This is a genomic window from Planococcus antarcticus DSM 14505 (genome assembly GCF_001687565.2).
Classification (GTDB): Bacteria; Bacillota; Bacilli; order Bacillales_A; family Planococcaceae; genus Planococcus; species Planococcus antarcticus.
The window spans coordinates 3,289,717-3,309,821 of the sequence record NZ_CP016534.2 but is presented as its reverse complement, the minus strand read 5'-3'; the positions used below and the strand labels follow the sequence as shown (position 1 = coordinate 3,309,821).

Genomic DNA, 20,105 nt, shown 5'->3' with positions numbered 1-20,105 from the left:
GCATAAGCCAACCCAGCGATGTGGCAAAGAGCGCCACTTCGCTGATCTGTCTTATGCCTGTCAGAGCTGGATAGGCACTTCCGCTTTTCGGTGTCCAGACTCCAGTGCCTAGCTCTTCGGGGCATAAGCCAACCCAGCGATGTGGCAAAGAGCGCCACTTCGCTGATCTGTCTTATGCCTGTCAGAGCTGGATAGGCACTTCCGCTTTTCGGTGTCCAGACTCCGGCAGCCAGCCCCTCGAGTCGCTTCAGCCTTGCCAGCAATGGCAAAGAACGCCATTACCGGCAAAGCTTTCAGCGCTTGTCGGGGCTAAACGGCTGCCTCCGCTTTTCTTATTCCGATGCTACTTTGTCTACTGGTTCGTGGGGAGTTGGCTCGGGTACGCGAGATAGGACTACGAGTCCAATAACGAACAAAATAACGAGACTGAATACGCCCATGCTTGAATTGCCAGTTACCTGTGCAGTGACTGCTACGAGCAAGGGACCTGTGATTGCAGCAAACTTTCCGAAGATATTGTAAAAGCCGAAGAATTCATTGGAATTTTCTTTAGGCACAAGTTTGCCGAAATACGAACGGCTGAGTGCTTGAATTCCGCCTTGGCTAGTTGCCACAAGCATGGCCAAAATCCAGAAATCCGTGATGGTTTCTAAAAAGAAGGCATAAATACAAACCACAATGTATACGCAGATTCCGACATACAGCATTTTTTTGCCGGTAAATCGATTCGCCAAGCGGCCGTAAAGAATTGCAAAGGGAGCGGCCACTACTTGAGTAACAAAGAGAACAATCAACAAGTTGGTTGCGCTCAAACCCAAATCAGTGCCGTATGCAGTCGATAGGGAAATGATGGTGCCGACCCCATCAATATAAAAGAAGTAGGCAATTAAGAACAAAAATAAGGCGCGGTACTGGCGGATTTCTCGGATGGTTTTTCCGAGCCGCTTAAAACTTTGATGAACAGGATTTGGTTCCCGTTCAATAAAGTAACGCTGCTTGACGTGACGGAACATCGGAAGTGAAAAACAGGCCCACCAAACCGCAGTAATTAAAAATGCAATCCGGCTGGCAGTGGTAGTGGAAATCGGCAGCACTTCATTTTGGGCGAGCAGGATAATCGCAATAGAAATGATAAATGGAATGGTTGAACCAATGTAGCCAAGTCCGTAGCCAAATGCAGAAACGCTGTTCATCCGTTTTTCTGTCGTGACGTCCACAATAAAAGCATCATAGAACAAATTGGCACCGGTGGCTCCAAGTGCCGCAAAGATATAGCAGATCAGCATCAATAACCAGTTATCGCTTGGCACAAAAGCTAGTAATGCCGTAGAAATGGTACCCAACAGGAAGAAAGCTGTAAAAAATTTTTTCTTCATTCCCTCGTAATCGGCAATGGTCCCCAGTATAGGACCAATCATAGCCAATATAAAAGTGAATATGGCAATCGTATAGCCCAGATAAGCCGTCGAATCGGATAAACTGACGCCGGCTTCAGTGGCGGATGCTTTGTAGTAAATTGGAAAAACGGCTGTTGTGATAATAATTGAATACGCGGAATTCCCCCAATCATATAAAGCCCAGCTTTTTTCTTCTTTCGAAAACTTTTTCATGGCTCTATCCCCTTTGTTTTGCTTTGACTGCTAGTAATCAACTAGCGTTCAGTGGAATGAATCTCGAAAAGGATTGAATTTTCTCTTTATTGGATAACTTTATTGTACAAGAAGACTCCAAAAAATGATGCATATTGTTTAAAAAAATACAGAAATTTTACATATTTCAATTTGGGGAAAAGGTTGTTTGAGAGCTATCTTTACTGACAGGTACCGATGGGTTTTATAGGCAGGCTGCCGAGATTTCAACAGGTGAATAATACTTGTTTTGCATCGATCACCTATCTCGTCTACCCGAGCGGAGAAGAATGATGCTGCTCGCTGAACTTTTTCTTTATGAGAGATAGCAGCATCATCACATAGGTTGAGTGTGCTTTAACCTTCGTATAAACTTATAAGTGAAGAGAAAGTAGGGGTTGTTGTTGAAATTAATTTCATGGAATGTCAATGGCCTTCGCGCTGTTATGAAAAAAGGGTTCATGGATTTTTTTACTGAAGCAGATGCGGATGTATTCTGTCTGCAGGAAATCAAATTACAGGAAGGGCAAATAGAAATGGACCTTCCCGGCTATTACACATATTGGAATTATGCTCATAAGAAAGGCTATTCTGGAACGGCAATCTTTACGAAAGAGGAGCCTTTGTCCATTCAATACGGTCTGGGATCAGAAGAACACGATACAGAAGGGCGAATGATTGCGTTGGAATTTGACGGTCATTATGTCGTCACCGTCTATACCCCGAATTCTCAGCATGGCTTGCTTCGGTTGGACTATCGCCTATTATGGGAAGAAGCGATCTTGTCATTCGTGAAAACCTTGGATAATCAAAAACCGGTCATTTTATGTGGAGATTTGAATGTTGCACATGAAGAAATCGATTTAAAGAATCCAAAAGCCAATAAGAAGAATTCAGGGTTTACTCCTGACGAGCGAGGGAAAATGACGCAGTTTTTAACCGATGGATTTGTGGATACATTCCGCCACTTCCATCCAACAGAAACAGGCTTTTATTCTTGGTGGTCATACCGTTCCAATTGCCGTGAAAAGAATGTAGGGTGGAGAATCGATTATTTCATTGCCTCCCAAAAGCTGCTGCCGCGTTTGAAAAGCGCAAAAATCCATGCGGATGTATGGGGTTCTGATCATTGTCCAGTCGAATTGCAGATAGCACTATAAAAAAACACACTCAAAAATTTGAGTGTGTTTTAGCTTTATACCATCCGTTAATAGTTTCACGTGAAACTATTAGAGGTTCATGACTCGCTTCGTCAGGCGTTTGCAGTTATCTTGATCAAAGTAATCGATGTAGTCATTCGCTTGTGGATACCATTCGTTGTAAGTGATTTTCTCTTCAATAATTTTTTTCAGGTATTCATAGACATGATCGATTGAATCCGCTTTGTATCCATAGAGGTCCGTGTCCATATTTAAGTAAGCCCCTCTTCTTTCCAGATATTCCTGCTGGTCGAACATATAGAAGACGATGGGTTTATTGAGGTAAAGAAAATCCCAGGAAACACTGGTGATATCGGTCAGCAACATGTCGTTGTGATCTATTGAATATTCAATGGTTTCATGATTGAAGTCAAGGAATTTAATGCCGTGTTCGTTGTCTGTTAAATCTGTGAAGTAACTTTCGAACTTCTTCATGAATGGATGCAATGCAATATTCAAATGAATACCGTGCTCAGACAACAGTTTTTGAATACCTTCGTGCTTCAATAAACCTACTGTGCTTTTAAAATAGATGCTGTCGGTAAACTCATCTTTTGTCAGATCAAAAAGCCATTCGCGCCAAGTCATCATCATCAAAATGTTCTTAACTTCCTTAGAGGGCTGATTGGGTGGGTACCGGTCAAATCGTGGAAAGCCAGTTATAATCAGTTTCTGTTCAGGGATTTTCCATTCGTTCAGCTTCAGGTCGTACTCATATTGTGAAGCACAATTGAAATAATCTGTTCTCTTCAACAGCGGTACGTCTTCTTTTTGAATCAGTATTTTCTTGAAACCTTCAATTCCGTGGCTGACATGGGTAATGAGGGTTTTCCGGTTGAGGAAAAGAAATTTGTCGGCTGAGGGAACAATATCATATAGAAGAGAGTGTCCGTGGAACGTGTAATCAGCCTGGAAAAACAGCAAATAATTCTTGAAACTTCCAAGCGGAACAGCATTTTCGATTTTTTGATCCTTGGCGTAGGAGGTTTTAGGATCGTACATCCAATAGGCGGTTACTTGTTCCTTGTGGTTATTCAGTATGTATTTGTGATAAACCGCAGCGTTGTCTTCATACTTTTCTCCGAGGTTGCCCCCGACCAAGGCTATTTTCTTTCCATCTTTTTTCTTCGTGAAAAAGGCGAGGAGATATGCGGCTGAGACTTTTGAAAATACTTTCAAAGGATCCCATCTCCCTTTTTCTTTTAATTCTACACTCATCTAAAAGCCCTGCTTTCTACTAGTTGTCATTACTTTAGTTTTTCATATATTGCTGTCTTTGTCTATCTCCAGTTGAAAACTAATTGTTTGAACCAATAATTTTGGACAAGTGGGGCAAATATACCAAAGCTTCGAAGATTGGGAACGCGATGAACTAATCAATAATCTGGGCGACGCCTTATCGATTTGTGTTTCAAGAATACAAGAAGAAGTGGTTCATAATTTTGCTCGACCGGATGAAGACTACGGACGCCGCATACGAGAGAATGTGGCCCAGAAAATCAAAGCGATGAAAGAAAATGAAAGGCTCATGTATGGAGTTTTTGGTAAAAGGCGTTCGACAAAGTGGGGAGGGGGCATCGGCAAGAAGGCACGATAAGCCATATTAAAATTCAAAAAGGTACAGTAACGCCTCTGCTGCGTGCCTGTACCCTCTTTTTAAAAAATTCTATTAGTCGGATTCAGCCGCTATGCAGCTACTGATTTTAGCTGTCTAAAGAGGAGTGGTTCACGCCAAAAACATTTTCAACGTCAATGAGAAATGCTATTCCTTTTCCAGGGGCATTTAAATCGACAGCTTCTTCGATGCTCTTTACCACTTTTTCTGCGTAGCTGGTGGGAACAAGTATCAATACTACATCTTTTTCCGGATCGATTGTGAAGTTCAAAAACTTTTGCTGCTCGTTGACGCCGGTACCACGGCCATTCAAAATGGTGCCGCCTTCTGCTCCTGCTTTTGAAGCTGCTTTGACAACGGCTGCAGAGTCTCCCGAATTTACGATGGTTACAATCAATTGAAAATCCTTCATGGTTGATTCCAAATCTGTAACCCCCCTCTTCCTTTTTCTGTCATCCATCCGTTCGGAAAGATGCGGCACTCCCAGCAACTTACTTAGATGTACAGTAAAGCCCAACCCGTATCCCGATTTCCCCAACTTCCCTGCATCGGAGACAGCTTGTGCTACAGCATTTTCATGTTCGCCATCCAGTGCCAAGAAAATAACATCTTTCTCATGAGTTGCCGGTAAACCCAGGAAGGTAGATTTTTCATTTCTTCCTATTCCTTCTCCATATATGACAGTTGCCCCACTAACTCCAGCGTGTTTAGCAGCCGAAATTACTTCGCGTGAATGGCCTCTTTTAACGATGGCAATCATCAATTTGTGATTAAGAATCATTGGATTTTTTCCCACCTTTTCTAGTGAAGATCAGGCCCAGCAACAGGACAGCGATAATTGGGGTGAGGGCCACGAGGGCAATCATACCGAAGCCATCCGTCATAGGATCACTGCCCTCAATTGCGGTTGAAATCCCCACTGCCACAGCAACGATAAATGTAACGGTCATGGGCCCGGTCGCCACCCCGCCAGAATCAAAAGCGATGCCAATGAAGGTCTGAGTTGAAAAAAGTACAAGGATAAATACCAGCAGATAACCAGGAATGATAAAATACCATAACGACCAGTCCATTAATATTCTAAGCATGGACAACGCGATAGAGACGCCGACTCCCAAGGATAAAGTATAAAGCATCATTTTTTGTGAGATGTATCCTCCGGTTTCTTGATCGACCTCATCTGTCATGATACTGACTGCCGGTTCAGCAAAAGTTGCGGTAAAGCCAAGAACGAAACCGATTGGAATCAACAACCATTTATTTTCCCAGTTGCCAAGTTCTTCTCCCATCATTGTTCCAACCGGCATAAAACCGACATGGACACCTTGCAGAAAAAAGGAAAGGCCAAGAAAGGTCAAAATAAAACCGAGCCCCACCTGTAGAACTCGCTGCACAGGCAGTTTCAGCATGAAGATCTGAAAAGCAGCGAAGAAAACCAGAAGCGGGAGCAGCGCCATGCTGACTTCCACCAGTACCGTTTGAAATCCATCGAAAACATGAATATTCACCTGAATAGCACCCCCAGCACCATCACTGCCAGAATCGGCCCAATGGATGCCAGCCCGATTAAGCCGAATTTTTCACCGGAACTGTCATCCTCTGTGCGGAGCACAGAAGCCACGCCAATTCCAAGGGCCAAGATAAATGGAACTGCCATTGGGCCAGTCGTCACACCTCCGGAATCAAAGGAAATGGAGATAAAGGATTCAGGTACAAAAAAAGATAAGAGAAAAACCAGAGTATAACCGCCGATGAGCATATAGTGGAGGGGAATTCTAAAGATGGTGCGGATCATAGCCAGTGCGACGAAAATAGCCAAACCGAGAGATACTGAGAAGATGAGTATGCCTGCACTGACCGCTCCTGCTGATACTTCTTCAATTTGTTTTGCAAGAACACGGACATCGGGTTCGGCAACAGTAACTACAAGGCCCAGTAAAAAGCCGGTTGCAATAATAAATCCGGCTTTTTTTGTGCTTGGGAGCCTCCTGCCGATCATTTCGCCGATGGGTAACAGCCCGGCATTGACCCCGATAAGGAACAGGAAAAATCCGAGGCTGACAAAAAGTACCCCAACCAGAAATTGGATGACTGCTTCAAAGGGCACTCTAATAAAGACGAGCTGTAAAACAATGACGACTATAGTGACGGGAAGGATTGCGGCGGCAACTTCTTTAAAAGTGTCTCTCACATTTTCCATCAGTTGTCCGTCTCCATTCTTTTTTCTACTCCTATTCCCTACAAAGGAATTTATAAACTTTTGCTTTAATGATAAAAAAAGAGCATTGCAGCACTTCTTTGGAGTGACAATGCTCTCTATTGTGCAGTTTTGATAACTGTCTAGGATAGAAAAACTCAATAGGCTATAGTCTTATTTTTTTAATAACTCTTCCAATGCATCTTCTTTAGAAGAGTCAGCCAATTTAACATTTGAACGGTATGCAGCCCGTGTAATCAGATGACCAGAGACAGGTGCTGTTAAAAAGACAAACGTTATGCCCAACAGGAGACGGACGCTGATAAAGTTTTCGGATGCCCAAAAGTAAATAAAGGTGCCTAATAAGGACAGCAGAACTGCCAATGTAGAACTTTTGGTGGCGGCGTGTGAACGCGTGTAGACATCGGGGAGCCGAAGAATCCCGATGGCACTGATTACAGCCATAATGCTTCCAATCAGAATTAGAAAAACGCCGAAGTATTCACCGATGATGTTTATGTTCAACGATATCGCCCCTTTCAACAAAACGCGCTAAAGCGAGGGTACTGATAAATGCTAGAATACCGACAATCAAGATGACTTCGAGAAATGCATGGGTGCTGAGAACAACGGAGAATACAGCTACTCCTGAGATCAAATTGACCCCGATTATATCCAATGCGACTACGCGGTCCGGCATCGAAGGTCCGCGAATAATCCGGTAAAGCGCCAGAATGATGGCCAGTATAAAAAGGGATAGAGCGATTGTCAAAAGGGTATCGATCAATTTCTCGTCACCTCCATAATTGCTTTTTCAAAAACCTTGATGGACTTCAGTACGGAATCACGCGAACTTTCTATATCCATTGCATGGATATAGAAAATTTTCCCGTCCGGAGATACTTCCATTACGACAGAGCCCGGTGTAAGAGTCAGCAGGAGGGCAAGTGTGGTCAACTCGTAATCACCTTCCATGCTGTGCTCATAAGTGAAGATGCCGGGTTTTATTTTCAGCTTCGGGCTTAGAATCTGTTTCATGATCAGCAAACTGGATTGAGAAAGTTCCGAAATAAAAATCAGCAATAGTTTAACGGCAGAGTAGACTCGCAGTAAATAAAACTTGGTCCCAAAGAAACGGTGCATGAGGAAAAGAATTCCGATACCAATCAAATAACCAGTTAAAAAAGTTGGAATATAAAAAGCGTCTTCATCCATCAACAATGTCCACAGCAAAGCAATGGTGATATTTAACAGGAATTGAGCCGGCACTTGGATTCACTCCTTTCGATAGCGAATGGATTTACTGGATGATGCCTAAGACCGCATCGATGTAAATACCTGGATTCAGTAATGTTTCAGCAGCATCCGTAACATAAGGCGATAATCCTTCCGTGCCCAAACCAATGCTGATGGTCAGGAATACGAGCGCCAAACAAGGCAACAGGACGCCTCTGCGCAATGGCAGCTGCTCTTCCTTGCTAACAATTGTTGCTCCCCAGAAACAGTTTTTAAAGACGCGAAGCAGAGAGTAAAGCACAAAAATGCTAGATAACAGTGCCAGTGACAGCAGCACATAGGACCCGCTATCGATTGCCGCGCTAGAAATCAGGACTTTTCCGATAAAACCGCTGAGTGGCGGAATGCCAGCAAGCGATAGCATTGCGATGAAGAAAGACCAGCCAAGCAGTGGATAATTTTTCATGAGTCCGCTCATCCCTGCCATTTTTGAAGTGCCACTCAGCGTGATCATCGTACCGACAAGTAAAAACAGCAGTGCTTTGGCAACCATGTCGTGAATCAGGTAGTAAATGGACCCTTCAATAGCAGCAGGAGTGGCAATCGCCAAACCGACCAGCATGAAACCGACAGCAATTACCACGTTATAAGCTGCAATGCTGCGAAGGTCATTAAAAGCGATTGCCCCTAAACTGCCTCCGATCAAGGTCAGTGCAGCCATGATGCCGATGATGGTATGCGTAATTTCCGGCTGGTGGTAAAAGATCAGTGAAAAAACACGGAAAAGAGCGTAAATGCCAACCTTGGTCAATAAAGCGCCAAAAAGGGCGGAGGTCACAGCAGGCGGTGAACTATAAGATCCAGGAAGCCAGAAATACAGAAGCAATCCAGCCTTTAAACTAAAGACGGTCAAAAAGATGATGCTGATAGTGGTCAGCAGAGGGGTTTGGCCTACTTCTGCAACCCGTTCAGCCACATGCGCCATATTCAATGTACCAACTGCTCCGTAGAGGAAAGCCAAAGCCACTAGGAAGAACCAGGAAGAAACGATATTGATGGACACATATTTTATGGCTTCGCGCAGCTGGCGTTTGGAGTTTCCCAAAGTCAACAGTACATAAGAAGACAACAGCATCACTTCAAAACAGACAAACAAATTGAATAAATCGCCGGTCAAGAACGAACCGTTGACGCCGGCTGCCAGAAACAGCACAGTCGGATAAAAATACATGGTCTGCAGCTCTTTACTGGTGGAAATCAGTGCATAGCTCAAGCAAACAGCTGTCACAATGCTGGAGGTCAGAACCAGCAGAACGGCAAAGGAATCGGCGACGAATAAAATGCCGAAAGGCGGTTCCCAGCCCCCGAAATCCAAACGGAAAATGCCATCAGTCTGTACCGTATGCAAAAGATAGAAAGAGATGCCAGCAGTCACGACCATGGCGGCAATGCTTATCCAGGCTTGGATACGGCCATAGGTCCGGAGGAAAATCAGCAGTACACCAACAATAATCGGAAGAAGCATAGGGAGGACTAAGATATTATTCATCATCAGAACCTCTCATGGCTCCTACATTATCTGTACCCAGCTCCTGGTGAACGCGGTAGGCCAGCACGAGGACGAAGGCTGTAACAGCAAAGCTGATAACAATTGCTGTTAAAATCAGTGCCTGAGGCAGTGCATCCACGTAAGTTTCAGCCTCTTCACCGAGCAGCGGGACCGTACCCAGTTTCAAACCACCCATCGACAAGATCAGCAGATGGACAGCGTGCGACAAGATGGCAGTTCCCAATATGATGCGCACTACATTTTTGGATAATACGAGATAGATAGCGACCGTGGTAAGGACGCCGACCAAAATAATGATCAATGATTCCACAGGCTACTCATCCTCACTTATACTAAGAATAATATTCACGACAACGCCGATGACTGTTAATGCGATGCCGGCTTCAAATATGGTGACAGTGGCAAGTTCGGTTTTACCGAAGATCGGCAAATCGAAGTAGCCGAAGCTCTGAGCCAAAAAAGCACCACCAAAAAACATTGGAGCTACTCCGCTCAACGTGGCCAATAAGACGCCGAACGCAGACAGTTTCTTGAAATCAATCGGCAATGCGTCACTGACAGTTTCCGAATCATAGGATAAAAACATCAACACGAAAGCCGAAGCGATTACCAATCCGCCAATGAATCCACCACCAGGCTGATTATGTCCGGAAAGGAACAGGTAAATGCCGAAAGTCAAAATAATTAAGACGACAGCTTTTGACACAGTTTTTAAAATCACGTCATTGATGTTCATCTTTTTTTGGCCCCTTTCCAAGCTTTAAGCGGATCAATGTATAGACGCCAAGTCCAGCAATGAACAGAACAAGTGATTCCAGCATGGTGTCAAAAGCACGAAAATTCCCTAGAATGGCATTGACAATATTGTCTCCTCCTGTCAGTTCGTAGGAATCTTCAAAATAACCGGAGATGCTGTCAAATAATTTTCCGCTGTTGACGGTCAAACCAATCAGCGTGACCGTTAAACCTCCGCTGATGGCGATAGCCGCATTCCGGAGCTTTGTCCGTTTGGGAGAATCTTCTTTTGTCCATTCCGGTAAAAAGTTGAAGCACAACAGGAACAAGGCAGTTGTCACGGTTTCAATGACCAACTGTGTCAAAGCCAAATCCGGCGCCCGGAATAGCACAAAGAAAATGGCGATGGAAAAGCCTAGCACCCCATTCAGCAAGATGGCTGTAAGTCGAGACTTTGCGAATAAGATGGCGATAGCCGCGATTGCCATGGCAGCTGCTAGCATGCCTTCATAAAAACTGATGGGCGAATCGGCTGTCAGGTCAATCGACAATGCGCCGGTGAAAATAAGTACTCCTCCAGATGTCACAATGAAGAAAATAAAAGTATAGGCAAAATACGCAGGGAGATAGCCTGTCATGTAGCGGGTAGTAAACCAATTTGCTGCTTTTTTTAAATCCTTCAGGAAAGAATTGTAAAGCACGGTGAAATTCCATCCCGCTGGCTGGATGAGGTAAATCTTGTACCAGCTACGGAAAGTAAGGAAAAGAACTGTTCCAATTACTATAATTCCCAATGTCATAAATAATTCGGCATTAAAACCATGCCATGCCGAAATATGAGGGGCAGCTCCTGGAATTCCGGGAATGATGCCATTCAGAGCGGGTTTCAGTAAGTGGTCACCGAGCAGGTTGGGGGCAAAAAACAAGCCGACAATCAATACGCAAAGAATGGCCGGAGAAATGAGCATGCCAATTGACGGCTCTACCGGTTTTCGATCCAACTTCTTTAATTGAGGTGTACCAAAAAAAGTACGGAACACAAAAATCATACAGTAGACGAAAGTGAATACAGAAGCGACCCAGGCGACCACAGGAATCAGCAAGCCCCATGCCGAGGTTCCGAAAAGGGGAAGGCTAGTCGCATTGACCGTGGCTGTAAAAAACATTTCCTTACTCAAAAACCCGTTAAAAAAAGGCAACCCGGCCATTGAAAAGCTGCCGATGACAGCGAATGTAAAAGTGATGGGCAGAAACGACATGAGTCCCCCCAAGCGCCGGATGTCGCGCGTTCCAACCTGGTGATCGATGATGCCGATCACCATGAAAAGTGCTCCCTTAAATGTAGAGTGGTTGACCATATGGAACAATGCAGCAAATATGGCCAATCCATAAAGTTCACCTAATTCGCCATCGCCAAAATGTAAAGCGGCTGACCCCAGACCGAACAGACTCATGATCAAACCCAGCTGGCTGATAGTGGAATAGGCGAGTAAGGCCTTCAAATCTGTCTGACGGACGGCACAGAATGCTCCCCAGAATAAAGTGACAAGCCCCACGAGTGTGACTGTCCAGAACCAAGCAGCACTTCCTCCAAAAAGCGGGGTGAAACGAGCGACCAAGTAAATACCTGCTTTGACCATCGTGGCAGAGTGCAGATAAGCACTGACAGGAGTCGGTGCTTCCATCGCATCCGGCAGCCAGATGTGGAAAGGAAACTGTGCCGATTTGGTGAAGGCACCGAGCAGCACCAGAAACATTGCCGGATAAAACAAAGCATGTTCAGTGTACTGGCCAATGACAGCTGCAATTTCCCGAATGCTGAAAGTGCCTGTCATAGAATGCAGCATTAAGAATCCGGCAAGCATTCCGAAACCGCCGAATACGGTAATCAATAATGACTTTTGAGCACCATAGCGGGAATTTTTACGGTGATACCAGAAAGCGATAAGCAGGAAGGAAGAAATGCTGGTTAATTCCCAGAAGATGTACAGAACAAGGAGGTTGTCAGATAGGACAGCACCCATCATAGCGCCCATGAACAGCAGCAAGTAAGCGTAAAAATGTGGGAAAGAATCGGAAGATGATAAATAGTAGATGGAGTAAAGAACTACAAGGCTCCCCATACCGGTGATTAGTAGAACCATGATCAAGCTGAGGCCATCAAGATAAGCTGTAAAGTTAATGCCCATTGAAGGAATCCAGTTGACTGATTGAATCAGTTGTTCCCCATTTGATATAGTGGGGATCTGTATGACGAAAATAACAAACAAAGTGAAAGGGACCAAAAGCACGAGCCAGCCGATGTGCAGTGCTCCGATTCGTTTATGTATGAGCGGAATAAGGGCGGCGGCGATAAAAGGAATTAAGATAGCTAAGATCAGTGAGTACACAGCAGAACCTCCTGTTTTGGATTTGAAAATCAGTTGTGAATGGAAAAATCAAAGGATGGGTATATAATATAGGAAACAGGTTTCGCTTTGTTTGCAATATGATATGATAAGGGCTTGTAAAGCAACCAATATAAATTATACAGGAAAGCTAGGCGCTTTTCATTTGCCAGCAGGTGCTGGATCGAAAAAGGTCGGCAAGTCTTGCTGGATGGAAAACTGAGAGTAGACGAAAACCATTGATTTTCTATGAAAGAAGAAGTACAATTTCATAGTTTTGAATGTTAGGATATGAATTATATTTCCAGGGGGGTGAACATAAATGAAGAAAATCAGAGGACGAATGGATGAAAGCATCCTGGTATGTGTTTTTTATGGGCCGAATGGTGAACGTTTGATCAATCGGGGTAATAAACTTGCTACTATGTTGGATTGTCCATTGTATATTTTAACAGTGGATCAAAAGTCTATTGATGAATTTGACGCTGAAAAAGCATCCTATGTTGAACGATGGAGAGAACTTGCTGAAGAGTACGAAGCTGAAGAGTTTATTGTTCGTGATAGTGAAAAACGCCCCTCTGCAAAAGTGATTGCGGAAGTGGCTCATGAGTTCAATATTACACAAATTATTATTGGACAGACTGCAAGAAGCAGATGGGAAGAAATTACTAAAGGTTCGTTCCTGAATATGCTGCTGCGTGAAATTCCATTAGTCGATCTTCATGTCGTTTCTTTGGCTCGCACAGTCAAGGGTGTTGAAGGGGACGAGTTTGAAAAGGGTGTACGCTGTTACTTGGTAAAAGACGAAGACAGCTACAAGATCAATTTTACCCAATCAAAAAACTGCCAGCTTGAAGGGATTTTCTTTAAGGAAATCGGTACCGATTTTGATAACGGTATCTTCAAATTCATGCATGACAATAAAGTGTATCAAGTGGAAGTGACGGAAGACTGGATTGACTTACCTGAAATTATTGACGAATGCTTAGATAAAGAATTAGTGAAAAAGTAAATAACAACGACAAAAGGCTGCTTCGCCATCGGGGCAGTCTTTTGTTGACTAAAGGGGAGATTCAGTGAATTATGAAGAAAACCAAAAGGTTGGAACCGCTAATCCCAAAAGAACTAGAAACCCGTTCGTTTGCTGAGGTCATAGATGACAATTACATAAGCAATTGCAAGATTTCGCAGGAAACCATTGATTTTAGTACGGAAGAAGCACTTCATATTGACAAGGTAGTCTTTGAGAACGTCAACTTTTTAGAAACTAGTTGGCCGCGTTCAGAGTTTGTTGATGTCGTTTTTTTGAATTGTGACTTATCGAATGCGGACTTGAGTCGCACCGTTTTTCACCGGACTGAATTCCGAAACTCCAAATTGCTGGGTACTAATTTTGTTGAAGCGGGAATACGCCATACTCTTTTTGATGAGTGCGTCATGAATTACGCCACGTTCGGCTTTTCTTTGTGCAATACGGTAAGCTTTATCTCTTCTTCCATGCGTTTTGCGGACTTTTACCAGATGGAATTGAAGAGCAGCGAATTCCGTATGTGCGAGATGAATGATATTAATTTTACGGAAACCAGCTTGAAAGGCATCGACCTGAGCACCAATACTTTTGACAGCATTCAAGTGTCCATTGAAAAGTTACAGGGATGCAAGGTATCACCAGATCAAGCTATCGCATTTGCACGGCAAATGGGAATGATTGTAGTGAGCAACTAAATAGAAGAAACGCGAAAAAAAACCCAACAGTTTTGACTGTCGGGCTTTTTTTGATGGCTATAGGGCGCTTGCGCTTTTCTATGGATCCAGACTCCAGCGCCTAGCTTTTCGGGACATAAGTCAACCCAGCCGCGTGGCAAAGAGCGCCACACTGCTGGTCTGCCTTATGCCTGTCAGAGCTGACCAGGCGCTTGCGCTTTTCTAGAGATCCAGCTGCAATGGCCAACTCCTCGGGACATAAGTCACTCTGACTGTGCGACTGAAAACACGTCGCTTCGCCAGAGCGTCTTATGCCTGTCGGAGCTGAACGGCCATTTCCGCTTTTCCTTAGATCCAGACTCCAGCGCCTAGCTCTTCGGGACATAAGTCAACCCAGCCGCGTGGCAAAGAGCGCCACACTGCTGGTCTGCCTTATGCCTGTCAGAGCTGACCAGGCGCTTGCGCTTTTCTGTATTACCGGACACCTTTCATAAATCCTTGGATACGCGGTGCGAAGATGAATAATAGGATACTGAGGACGATGGAAACGCCCCCAATGATTCCGAAATACATCATTTCATTTTCTACTGTGTAGAACTTGACCAATTGCGCATTGATTGCTTGAGCGGCAGCGTTGGAAAGGAACCACAGGCTCATTGTTTGAGCAGAAAAAGCGGCAGGTGCCAATTTGGTTGTTGCCGATAATCCTACTGGAGAGAGACAAAGTTCACCAAGTACGACGATGAAATAACTAAGAACCAACCAAAGTGGGTTGACCAATGCTGAAGCGCCGCCGAAGTAAGCAGGCAATAGGATTACCAGGAAGGACAATCCGGCAAATAATAGGCCAAGAGAGAACTTTTGTGGAATAGATGGTTGTTTACTTCCAAGCTTAACCCACAGCCAAGCAAAGACTGGAGCCAGCATGATGATGAATAACGGATTTAAAGATTGGAACCATGCGGGAGAAATGCTGATTCCTGCAAATTCAAGGTCCGTACGCGTATCCGCATATGCGGCAAGAATTGTTGAACCTTGTTCTTGAATCGCCCAGAACATAACTGAGGCAATGAACAATGGAATATAAGCCAGTAAATGTGAGCGTTCCACTTCTGTCGTTTTTTTGCTGCGATACATCACTGTGAAATAAGCGACCGGAATCAGAATTCCGAAAATTCCGACAGTAGCTACGAAGCTATCAAAAGTTAGTAATCCAGTTGGAATCCCAATGGCAACAGCTGCCGCGATAACCAAGGCGCCGATTGTGAAAATTTTAATTGTCGTCTTACGTTCCGAAGGCAATAAAGGATTTGGCACAATTGTTCCAGCCAAGCCAAGATTTTTCTTTTTTGTAGCTAAAAATATGACCAAACCAAGGAACATGCCGACAGCTGCAATACTGAAACCTAAATGGAAGCTGATTCTCATCCCGACGGTACCGACAATTAACGGAGCGAGAAAGCCACCCATGTTGATCCCCATGTAGAAAATACTGAAGCCTGCATCGCGGCGATCATCGTTTTCAGCGTAAATTTCACCTACGACACTCGATACGTTGGGCTTCAAAAGTCCAGTACCTAGGACAATCAGCACCATGGAAACAAAGAACAAAGCGAGGTTTCCGGGAATCGCTAAAGCGATGTGTCCGAGCATAATAAGAACCCCACCATAAAAAACGGCCCTTGACGTACCGAATATCCGGTCGGCTAACCAGCCACCGATGATTCCAGACATATAAACAAGTGATCCGTATATAGACATGATGGATAACGCGGTCGTTTTATCTAGACCAAGACCACCTGCGGACATTTCGTAATACATATAAAAAACTAGAATGGCTCTCATTCCATAATAGGAGAACCGCTCCCAGAACTCTGTAAAAAATAACGTGAATAGCCCTTTGGGATGACCAAAAAAGCCTTTTTGAGGAACACTATTCACAATTTCTTGCCGAGAATACTTTTCAGACATCATACTAACCTCCAATTGTTTATTCTAACATAATACTTTTTTTAGTTGAAAAAATCAAAATTAATTTAAATGAAGAGTAATAAAAGCTTATTTTTGAAAAAAATAAAAATAAGCAAAATAAAAAAAGGAAATAAGTTTTTTAAAATAATTATTTAATTCTAATTTTTGTTTTTTATTAGTTTTTAAGTATGGCAGCATTTTTAGAAGGCTAACTATTCAAAGAGTCTAATTACCTGCTATTTTAAATATATTCCTTTATAGTAAATTAATTATGTATAAAATACTATAAAATTACCATATTAAGTAACTTATACTTAGTGTTCACTAATTATTCACACTTTTTTATATAATTATCCAAAAAAGATTGTGAAAAAGCTCAAGGTGCAGTATATTTAAAATACTTAGAATTTTAAATAGGAAGCAGGAGCATGCAATGAAACAGTTAAGCAAACGAATCAAGGACTTAAGAGAAGCTAAAGGACTATCTACTGAAGAATTGGCAGAAGAAATCGGCTTTGCAAAAAGTACGGTCTGGGCTTATGAAAGTGGAAAGAAACAAGTTTCTGTAGTGCATCTCGAAAGACTTGCCGATTATTTTGAGATATCAGTAGACAGTTTGTTGGATCGCAGCGAACGGACAATCAATGTGGATCTTCAAAACACTAGCTTCTTAAACGATTACAATTTAATGCTGGATGACCAGCCACTCAATCAGCATGAAATTGCTGAAGCTGCGTCTTTCATACAAGTTAAACGTCGTATGGGCAGTTATGGAGTTGCGACTTCTTAATTGCTGAAAAGCCCAATCGAAATGCCCATTCCTTGCCAAAGGAATGGGCATTTTTTTATGATGGAGAGATGTCAATGGAACCAGAGCGAAAAGATAAATACAGTTATGGGAAAACTGTTTATCTTATATTTCTATGGGAAAACAGGAAGTATAGCAAATGGATTATAGGAGGGTGATATTAATGACTAAAACAATATTTATTACAGGAGCAGGAAGCGGGCTGGCAAAAGGAACCGCATTCGGTCTGGCAAAGCAAGGGCATAAAGTCATTGCGCCGGTTGAAACGGCTCCGCAAGTGACGGCTTTGCGAGAGGAAGCTGAATCAAAAGGACTGGCATTGGAAGTTTTTAAGATGGATATCAAAAATCCTCAGGATTTAGCACAAATGCTCGATTATGATTTCGATATCTTTGTTGCCAATGCCGCAGTCAACGAAGGTGGACCACTTTCAGAAGTGCCGATGTCGAATTTCAGGGAATTATTCGAGGTCAATGTCTTCAGCACTTTGGAAACTGCACAGATTGCAGCGCGTAAATTTGTAGATAAAGGAAAAGGGAAGATCATTTTCATGTCTTCAATGGCTGGGATCATGGCATCGCCATACGTTGGGCCATACACTGCGACCAAGCATGCTATCGAAGCAATTGCGACAACGATGCAGAAGGAACTCGAAGGCCACGGCGTTCAAGTGGCAACCATCAATCCAGGAGCTTTTGCGACAGGCTTTAATGACCGCAGCGCAGAAGCGAAGTGGAAATGGTATGATGAAGCCATTCATTTTACGCGGAAAGAAGACATGGAAGAGGCTGATAAAGCGCTGGAAAATCAATACGATCCTGCAGACATGATAGAGAAAATGGTGGAAATCATCCCGCTTGATACACATCAATTCCGCACTGCCTTTCCTGAAGAAACAGAAAAACAGATGAAGCAAGAAGAAGCAAAGCGATGGGATATGAAAATTTGAAGAAGCAGTGAAGAATGAGCTTCAAGTAGTCTTTCTTCCTTTAGCTTAAAAAGCAAGAAAATAAGCAATCGTCCTGAAAGCGTCAGCTTGAAGGATGGTTGTTTTTGTCTCTATAAGGGAACGCTTTTTTGGTGTTTCATCAAAGAAAAAGACGAGGAAATGTGGTAAGCTAACTCATACGATACGAGTATTAGGAGTGTTCTATTTTGTTGGAAAGTGCAAAGAAATTACTGCAGTCCCATTTTGGTTACGAGTCCTTCCGGGTCGGCCAGGAGCAAGCCATTACGCAGGTATTTGAAGGGCATAATTCGATTTGCGTCATGCCGACAGGCGGAGGCAAGTCCATGTGCTATCAAATTCCTGCTCTTGTTATGGAAGGGACCACCATTGTCGTGTCGCCTTTGATTTCATTGATGAAAGACCAAGTAGATGCTCTATTAGCAGCCGGTATTCCGGCTGCTTATATAAATAGTTCCCTCGATTTTGATGAAGTGCGGGAAACGTTGATGGATGTTCAGCGTGGAGCAATTAAATTATTGTATATTGCACCAGAACGGTTGGATTCAGAGATGTTCCTTAATGAATTGCAGGGAGTCCATGTTCCGCTGATTGCCGTCGATGAAGCCCACTGTATCTCACAATGGGGCCATGATTTCCGTCCGAGCTACCGCTTGATTAGCCGCATGACAGAATTGTTTCCTAATAATCCGACGGTGTTGGCTTTGACTGCTACTGCAACTCCTCAAGTGCGGGAAGACATTTGCCGAATTTTAGATATCGAAGAACGGCATACGATTATGACTGGATTTGAACGGCCCAATTTGACGTTTTCGGTTATACGCGGACAAGATCGGGAGCGATTTGTGAAGGAATATGTAGCGAAAAACGATAAAGAAGCAGGTATTATTTACGCTGCCACCCGAAAAACAGTAGATTCGGTTTACGAGATGCTATTAAAAAAAGGCATCAAAGCGGCTAAGTATCATGCGGGGATGCCTGACAATGAGAGAAAGATCGGGCAAGAGCGTTTCTTGAATGACGAGGTGACTGTCATGGTGGCGACCAATGCATTCGGCATGGGCATCGATAAATCCAATATTCGTTTTGTCATTCATTATCAAGTGCCGAAAAACATGGAAAGCTACTATCAAGAGGCAGGGCGTGCAGGACGAGATGGTTTGCCGAGTGCATGTATTGTGCTATACGCCTCACAAGATGTACAAACACAACGCTTTTTAATTGATCAAGCTCAAGATCCTGGCCGAATTCCGGGTGAGCTTGTGAAATTGCAAGGAATGGTTGATTATTGTCATACAGAAAACTGTCTGCAGCAGTTTATTATCCATTACTTTGGAGATACCGCGGCCGAACCGTGCGGACATTGTGGCAATTGTTTAGATGACCGGGAAAGTATGGATGTTACGAAAGATGTCCAGATGGTTCTGTCTTGTGTCATCCGTATGGGACAGAAGTTTGGCAAGGCGATGACCGCCCAAGTGCTGACCGGCTCACGCAATAAAAAGGTGCTGGATTTCCGTTTTGATAAGTTATCGACTTATGGGATTTTAAAGCATCAAAATGCCAAGGAAGTTTCGAACTTGATTGAGTTTATGATTTCCCAAGAGCTATTAGCGGTGGAACAAGGTTCATTCCCGACTATCTATGTGCCTGACGGTGGAAGAGATGTATTGCTGGGCAAGCGCAAAGTGCTGAGAAAAGGTGCAGTTGTCACTAAACGGATTGCTTCAAATGATCCATTATTCGAAGAGTTGCGCATAGTCCGGAAAAGTCTAGCCGACGAAGCTGGCGTACCGCCTTTTGTTATTTTCTCAGATAAAACATTGCAGGATATGGTAGCGAGAAGACCAAGAGACGAAATGGAATTTTTAGAAGTCAATGGTGTCGGTGCGAACAAGCTCGAGAAGTATGGAGCAGCGTTTCTGCAGGCAATTCATTCTTTTGATGCTATAAACAACTGAATAAATATAAGTAGGAAAACCTCATATAAAATGGGGTTTTTTTATTTTAAATTGTCAGACTTGTATAATTATACACTCTATTATAATAAACATTCTCGTTCTTCCTAAAGATAAATGGAAGCGTTTT

At 43.4% G+C, this 20,105-nt stretch carries 19 protein-coding genes and 1 pseudogene; 7 read left to right on the top strand and 13 right to left on the bottom strand.

The window, feature by feature from the left end; all coding sequences use genetic code 11:
* Positions 1–332: 332 nt before the first annotated feature.
* A complete protein-coding gene (locus BBH88_RS16245) occupies positions 333–1,610 on the bottom strand; it encodes an MFS transporter (protein WP_065536493.1) in 1,278 nt (425 codons plus the stop codon).
* 422 nt (positions 1,611–2,032) lie between these two features.
* Here BBH88_RS16245 and BBH88_RS16240 point away from each other — a divergent pair, with 422 nt between their 5' ends.
* A complete protein-coding gene (locus BBH88_RS16240) occupies positions 2,033–2,788 on the top strand; it encodes an exodeoxyribonuclease III (protein ID WP_006829128.1) in 756 nt (251 codons plus the stop codon).
* Between the two features lie 69 nt (positions 2,789–2,857).
* Here the strand turns inward: BBH88_RS16240 and BBH88_RS16235 are convergent, their stop codons facing one another.
* Positions 2,858–4,045 carry a CDP-glycerol--glycerophosphate glycerophosphotransferase gene (locus BBH88_RS16235; protein WP_006829127.1) on the bottom strand — a complete coding sequence of 396 codons (1,188 nt, stop codon included), beginning with the start codon at positions 4,043–4,045 and terminating at the stop codon, positions 2,858–2,860.
* A gap of 106 nt (positions 4,046–4,151) precedes the next feature.
* Between BBH88_RS16235 and BBH88_RS16230 the strand changes: the two are divergent.
* A pseudogene (locus tag BBH88_RS16230) lies at positions 4,152–4,424 on the top strand (catalase-related domain-containing protein); the annotation flags it as partial.
* 106 nt (positions 4,425–4,530) lie between these two features.
* Here BBH88_RS16230 and BBH88_RS16225 read toward each other — a convergent pair.
* From BBH88_RS16225 to BBH88_RS16180, 10 genes are all read right to left on the bottom strand, one after another.
* Positions 4,531–5,223 carry a P-II family nitrogen regulator gene (locus tag BBH88_RS16225; protein ID WP_065536495.1) on the bottom strand — a complete coding sequence of 231 codons (693 nt, stop codon included), beginning with the start codon at positions 5,221–5,223 and terminating at the stop codon, positions 4,531–4,533.
* The gene (locus BBH88_RS16220) at positions 5,213–5,950 is read right to left on the bottom strand and encodes a DUF1538 domain-containing protein (protein ID WP_006829125.1); all 738 of its coding nucleotides are present in this window, start codon (positions 5,948–5,950) and stop codon (positions 5,213–5,215) included. The genes BBH88_RS16225 and BBH88_RS16220 overlap by 11 nt, the downstream gene beginning before the upstream one ends.
* A complete protein-coding gene (locus BBH88_RS16215) occupies positions 5,947–6,642 on the bottom strand; it encodes a DUF1538 domain-containing protein (RefSeq protein WP_006829124.1) in 696 nt (231 codons plus the stop codon). The genes BBH88_RS16220 and BBH88_RS16215 overlap by 4 nt, the downstream gene beginning before the upstream one ends.
* A 171-nt stretch (positions 6,643–6,813) precedes the next feature.
* The gene (locus tag BBH88_RS16210) at positions 6,814–7,164 is read right to left on the bottom strand and encodes a Na+/H+ antiporter subunit G (protein ID WP_006829123.1); all 351 of its coding nucleotides are present in this window, start codon (positions 7,162–7,164) and stop codon (positions 6,814–6,816) included.
* Positions 7,142–7,426, bottom strand: coding sequence for a Na(+)/H(+) antiporter subunit F1 (locus BBH88_RS16205; RefSeq protein ID WP_006829122.1), 285 nt, complete (start codon positions 7,424–7,426; stop codon positions 7,142–7,144). The genes BBH88_RS16210 and BBH88_RS16205 overlap by 23 nt, the downstream gene beginning before the upstream one ends.
* Complete coding sequence (locus tag BBH88_RS16200; RefSeq protein ID WP_006829121.1) at positions 7,423–7,908, bottom strand: Na+/H+ antiporter subunit E; 486 nt, start codon at positions 7,906–7,908, stop codon at positions 7,423–7,425. Before BBH88_RS16200 ends, BBH88_RS16205 begins: the two co-directional genes overlap by 4 nt.
* A 31-nt stretch (positions 7,909–7,939) precedes the next feature.
* Positions 7,940–9,424 carry a Na+/H+ antiporter subunit D gene (locus BBH88_RS16195; protein ID WP_040852024.1) on the bottom strand — a complete coding sequence of 495 codons (1,485 nt, stop codon included), beginning with the start codon at positions 9,422–9,424 and terminating at the stop codon, positions 7,940–7,942.
* Positions 9,417–9,755, bottom strand: coding sequence for a Na(+)/H(+) antiporter subunit C (locus tag BBH88_RS16190; RefSeq protein ID WP_006829119.1), 339 nt, complete (start codon positions 9,753–9,755; stop codon positions 9,417–9,419). Before BBH88_RS16190 ends, BBH88_RS16195 begins: the two co-directional genes overlap by 8 nt.
* A gap of 3 nt (positions 9,756–9,758) precedes the next feature.
* Positions 9,759–10,181: a Na(+)/H(+) antiporter subunit B gene (locus tag BBH88_RS16185; RefSeq protein ID WP_006829118.1), complete on the bottom strand. Its 423-nt coding sequence runs from the start codon at positions 10,179–10,181 to the stop codon at positions 9,759–9,761.
* Positions 10,168–12,570 (bottom strand): Na+/H+ antiporter subunit A, encoded by a 2,403-nt coding sequence (locus BBH88_RS16180; RefSeq protein WP_065536496.1) that lies wholly within the window; start codon positions 12,568–12,570, stop codon positions 10,168–10,170. The genes BBH88_RS16185 and BBH88_RS16180 overlap by 14 nt, the downstream gene beginning before the upstream one ends.
* A 319-nt stretch (positions 12,571–12,889) precedes the next feature.
* Here BBH88_RS16180 and BBH88_RS16175 point away from each other — a divergent pair, with 319 nt between their 5' ends.
* Both BBH88_RS16175 and BBH88_RS16170 read left to right on the top strand, forming a co-directional pair.
* Entirely contained in the window at positions 12,890–13,579 is a 690-nt protein-coding gene (locus BBH88_RS16175; protein ID WP_006829116.1) for a universal stress protein, read from the top strand.
* A 71-nt stretch (positions 13,580–13,650) separates the two neighbouring features.
* Positions 13,651–14,292 (top strand): pentapeptide repeat-containing protein, encoded by a 642-nt coding sequence (locus tag BBH88_RS16170; protein WP_065536497.1) that lies wholly within the window; start codon positions 13,651–13,653, stop codon positions 14,290–14,292.
* 453 nt (positions 14,293–14,745) lie between these two features.
* Here BBH88_RS16170 and BBH88_RS16165 read toward each other — a convergent pair whose 3' ends face one another.
* A complete protein-coding gene (locus BBH88_RS16165) occupies positions 14,746–16,242 on the bottom strand; it encodes a peptide MFS transporter (RefSeq protein ID WP_006829114.1) in 1,497 nt (498 codons plus the stop codon).
* 433 nt (positions 16,243–16,675) lie between these two features.
* Here BBH88_RS16165 and BBH88_RS16160 point away from each other — a divergent pair, with 433 nt between their 5' ends.
* The 3 genes from BBH88_RS16160 (at position 16,676) to recQ (ending at position 19,978) form a co-directional block, all read left to right on the top strand.
* Positions 16,676–17,032 (top strand): helix-turn-helix domain-containing protein, encoded by a 357-nt coding sequence (locus BBH88_RS16160; protein ID WP_006829113.1) that lies wholly within the window; start codon positions 16,676–16,678, stop codon positions 17,030–17,032.
* A 181-nt stretch (positions 17,033–17,213) separates the two neighbouring features.
* Positions 17,214–17,999 carry an SDR family oxidoreductase gene (locus BBH88_RS16155; protein ID WP_006829112.1) on the top strand — a complete coding sequence of 262 codons (786 nt, stop codon included), beginning with the start codon at positions 17,214–17,216 and terminating at the stop codon, positions 17,997–17,999.
* A 206-nt stretch (positions 18,000–18,205) separates the two neighbouring features.
* On the top strand, positions 18,206–19,978 hold the full coding sequence (recQ, locus tag BBH88_RS16150; protein ID WP_006829111.1) for a DNA helicase RecQ: 1,773 nt from the start codon (positions 18,206–18,208) through the stop codon (positions 19,976–19,978).
* Positions 19,979–20,105: the final 127 nt, after the last annotated feature.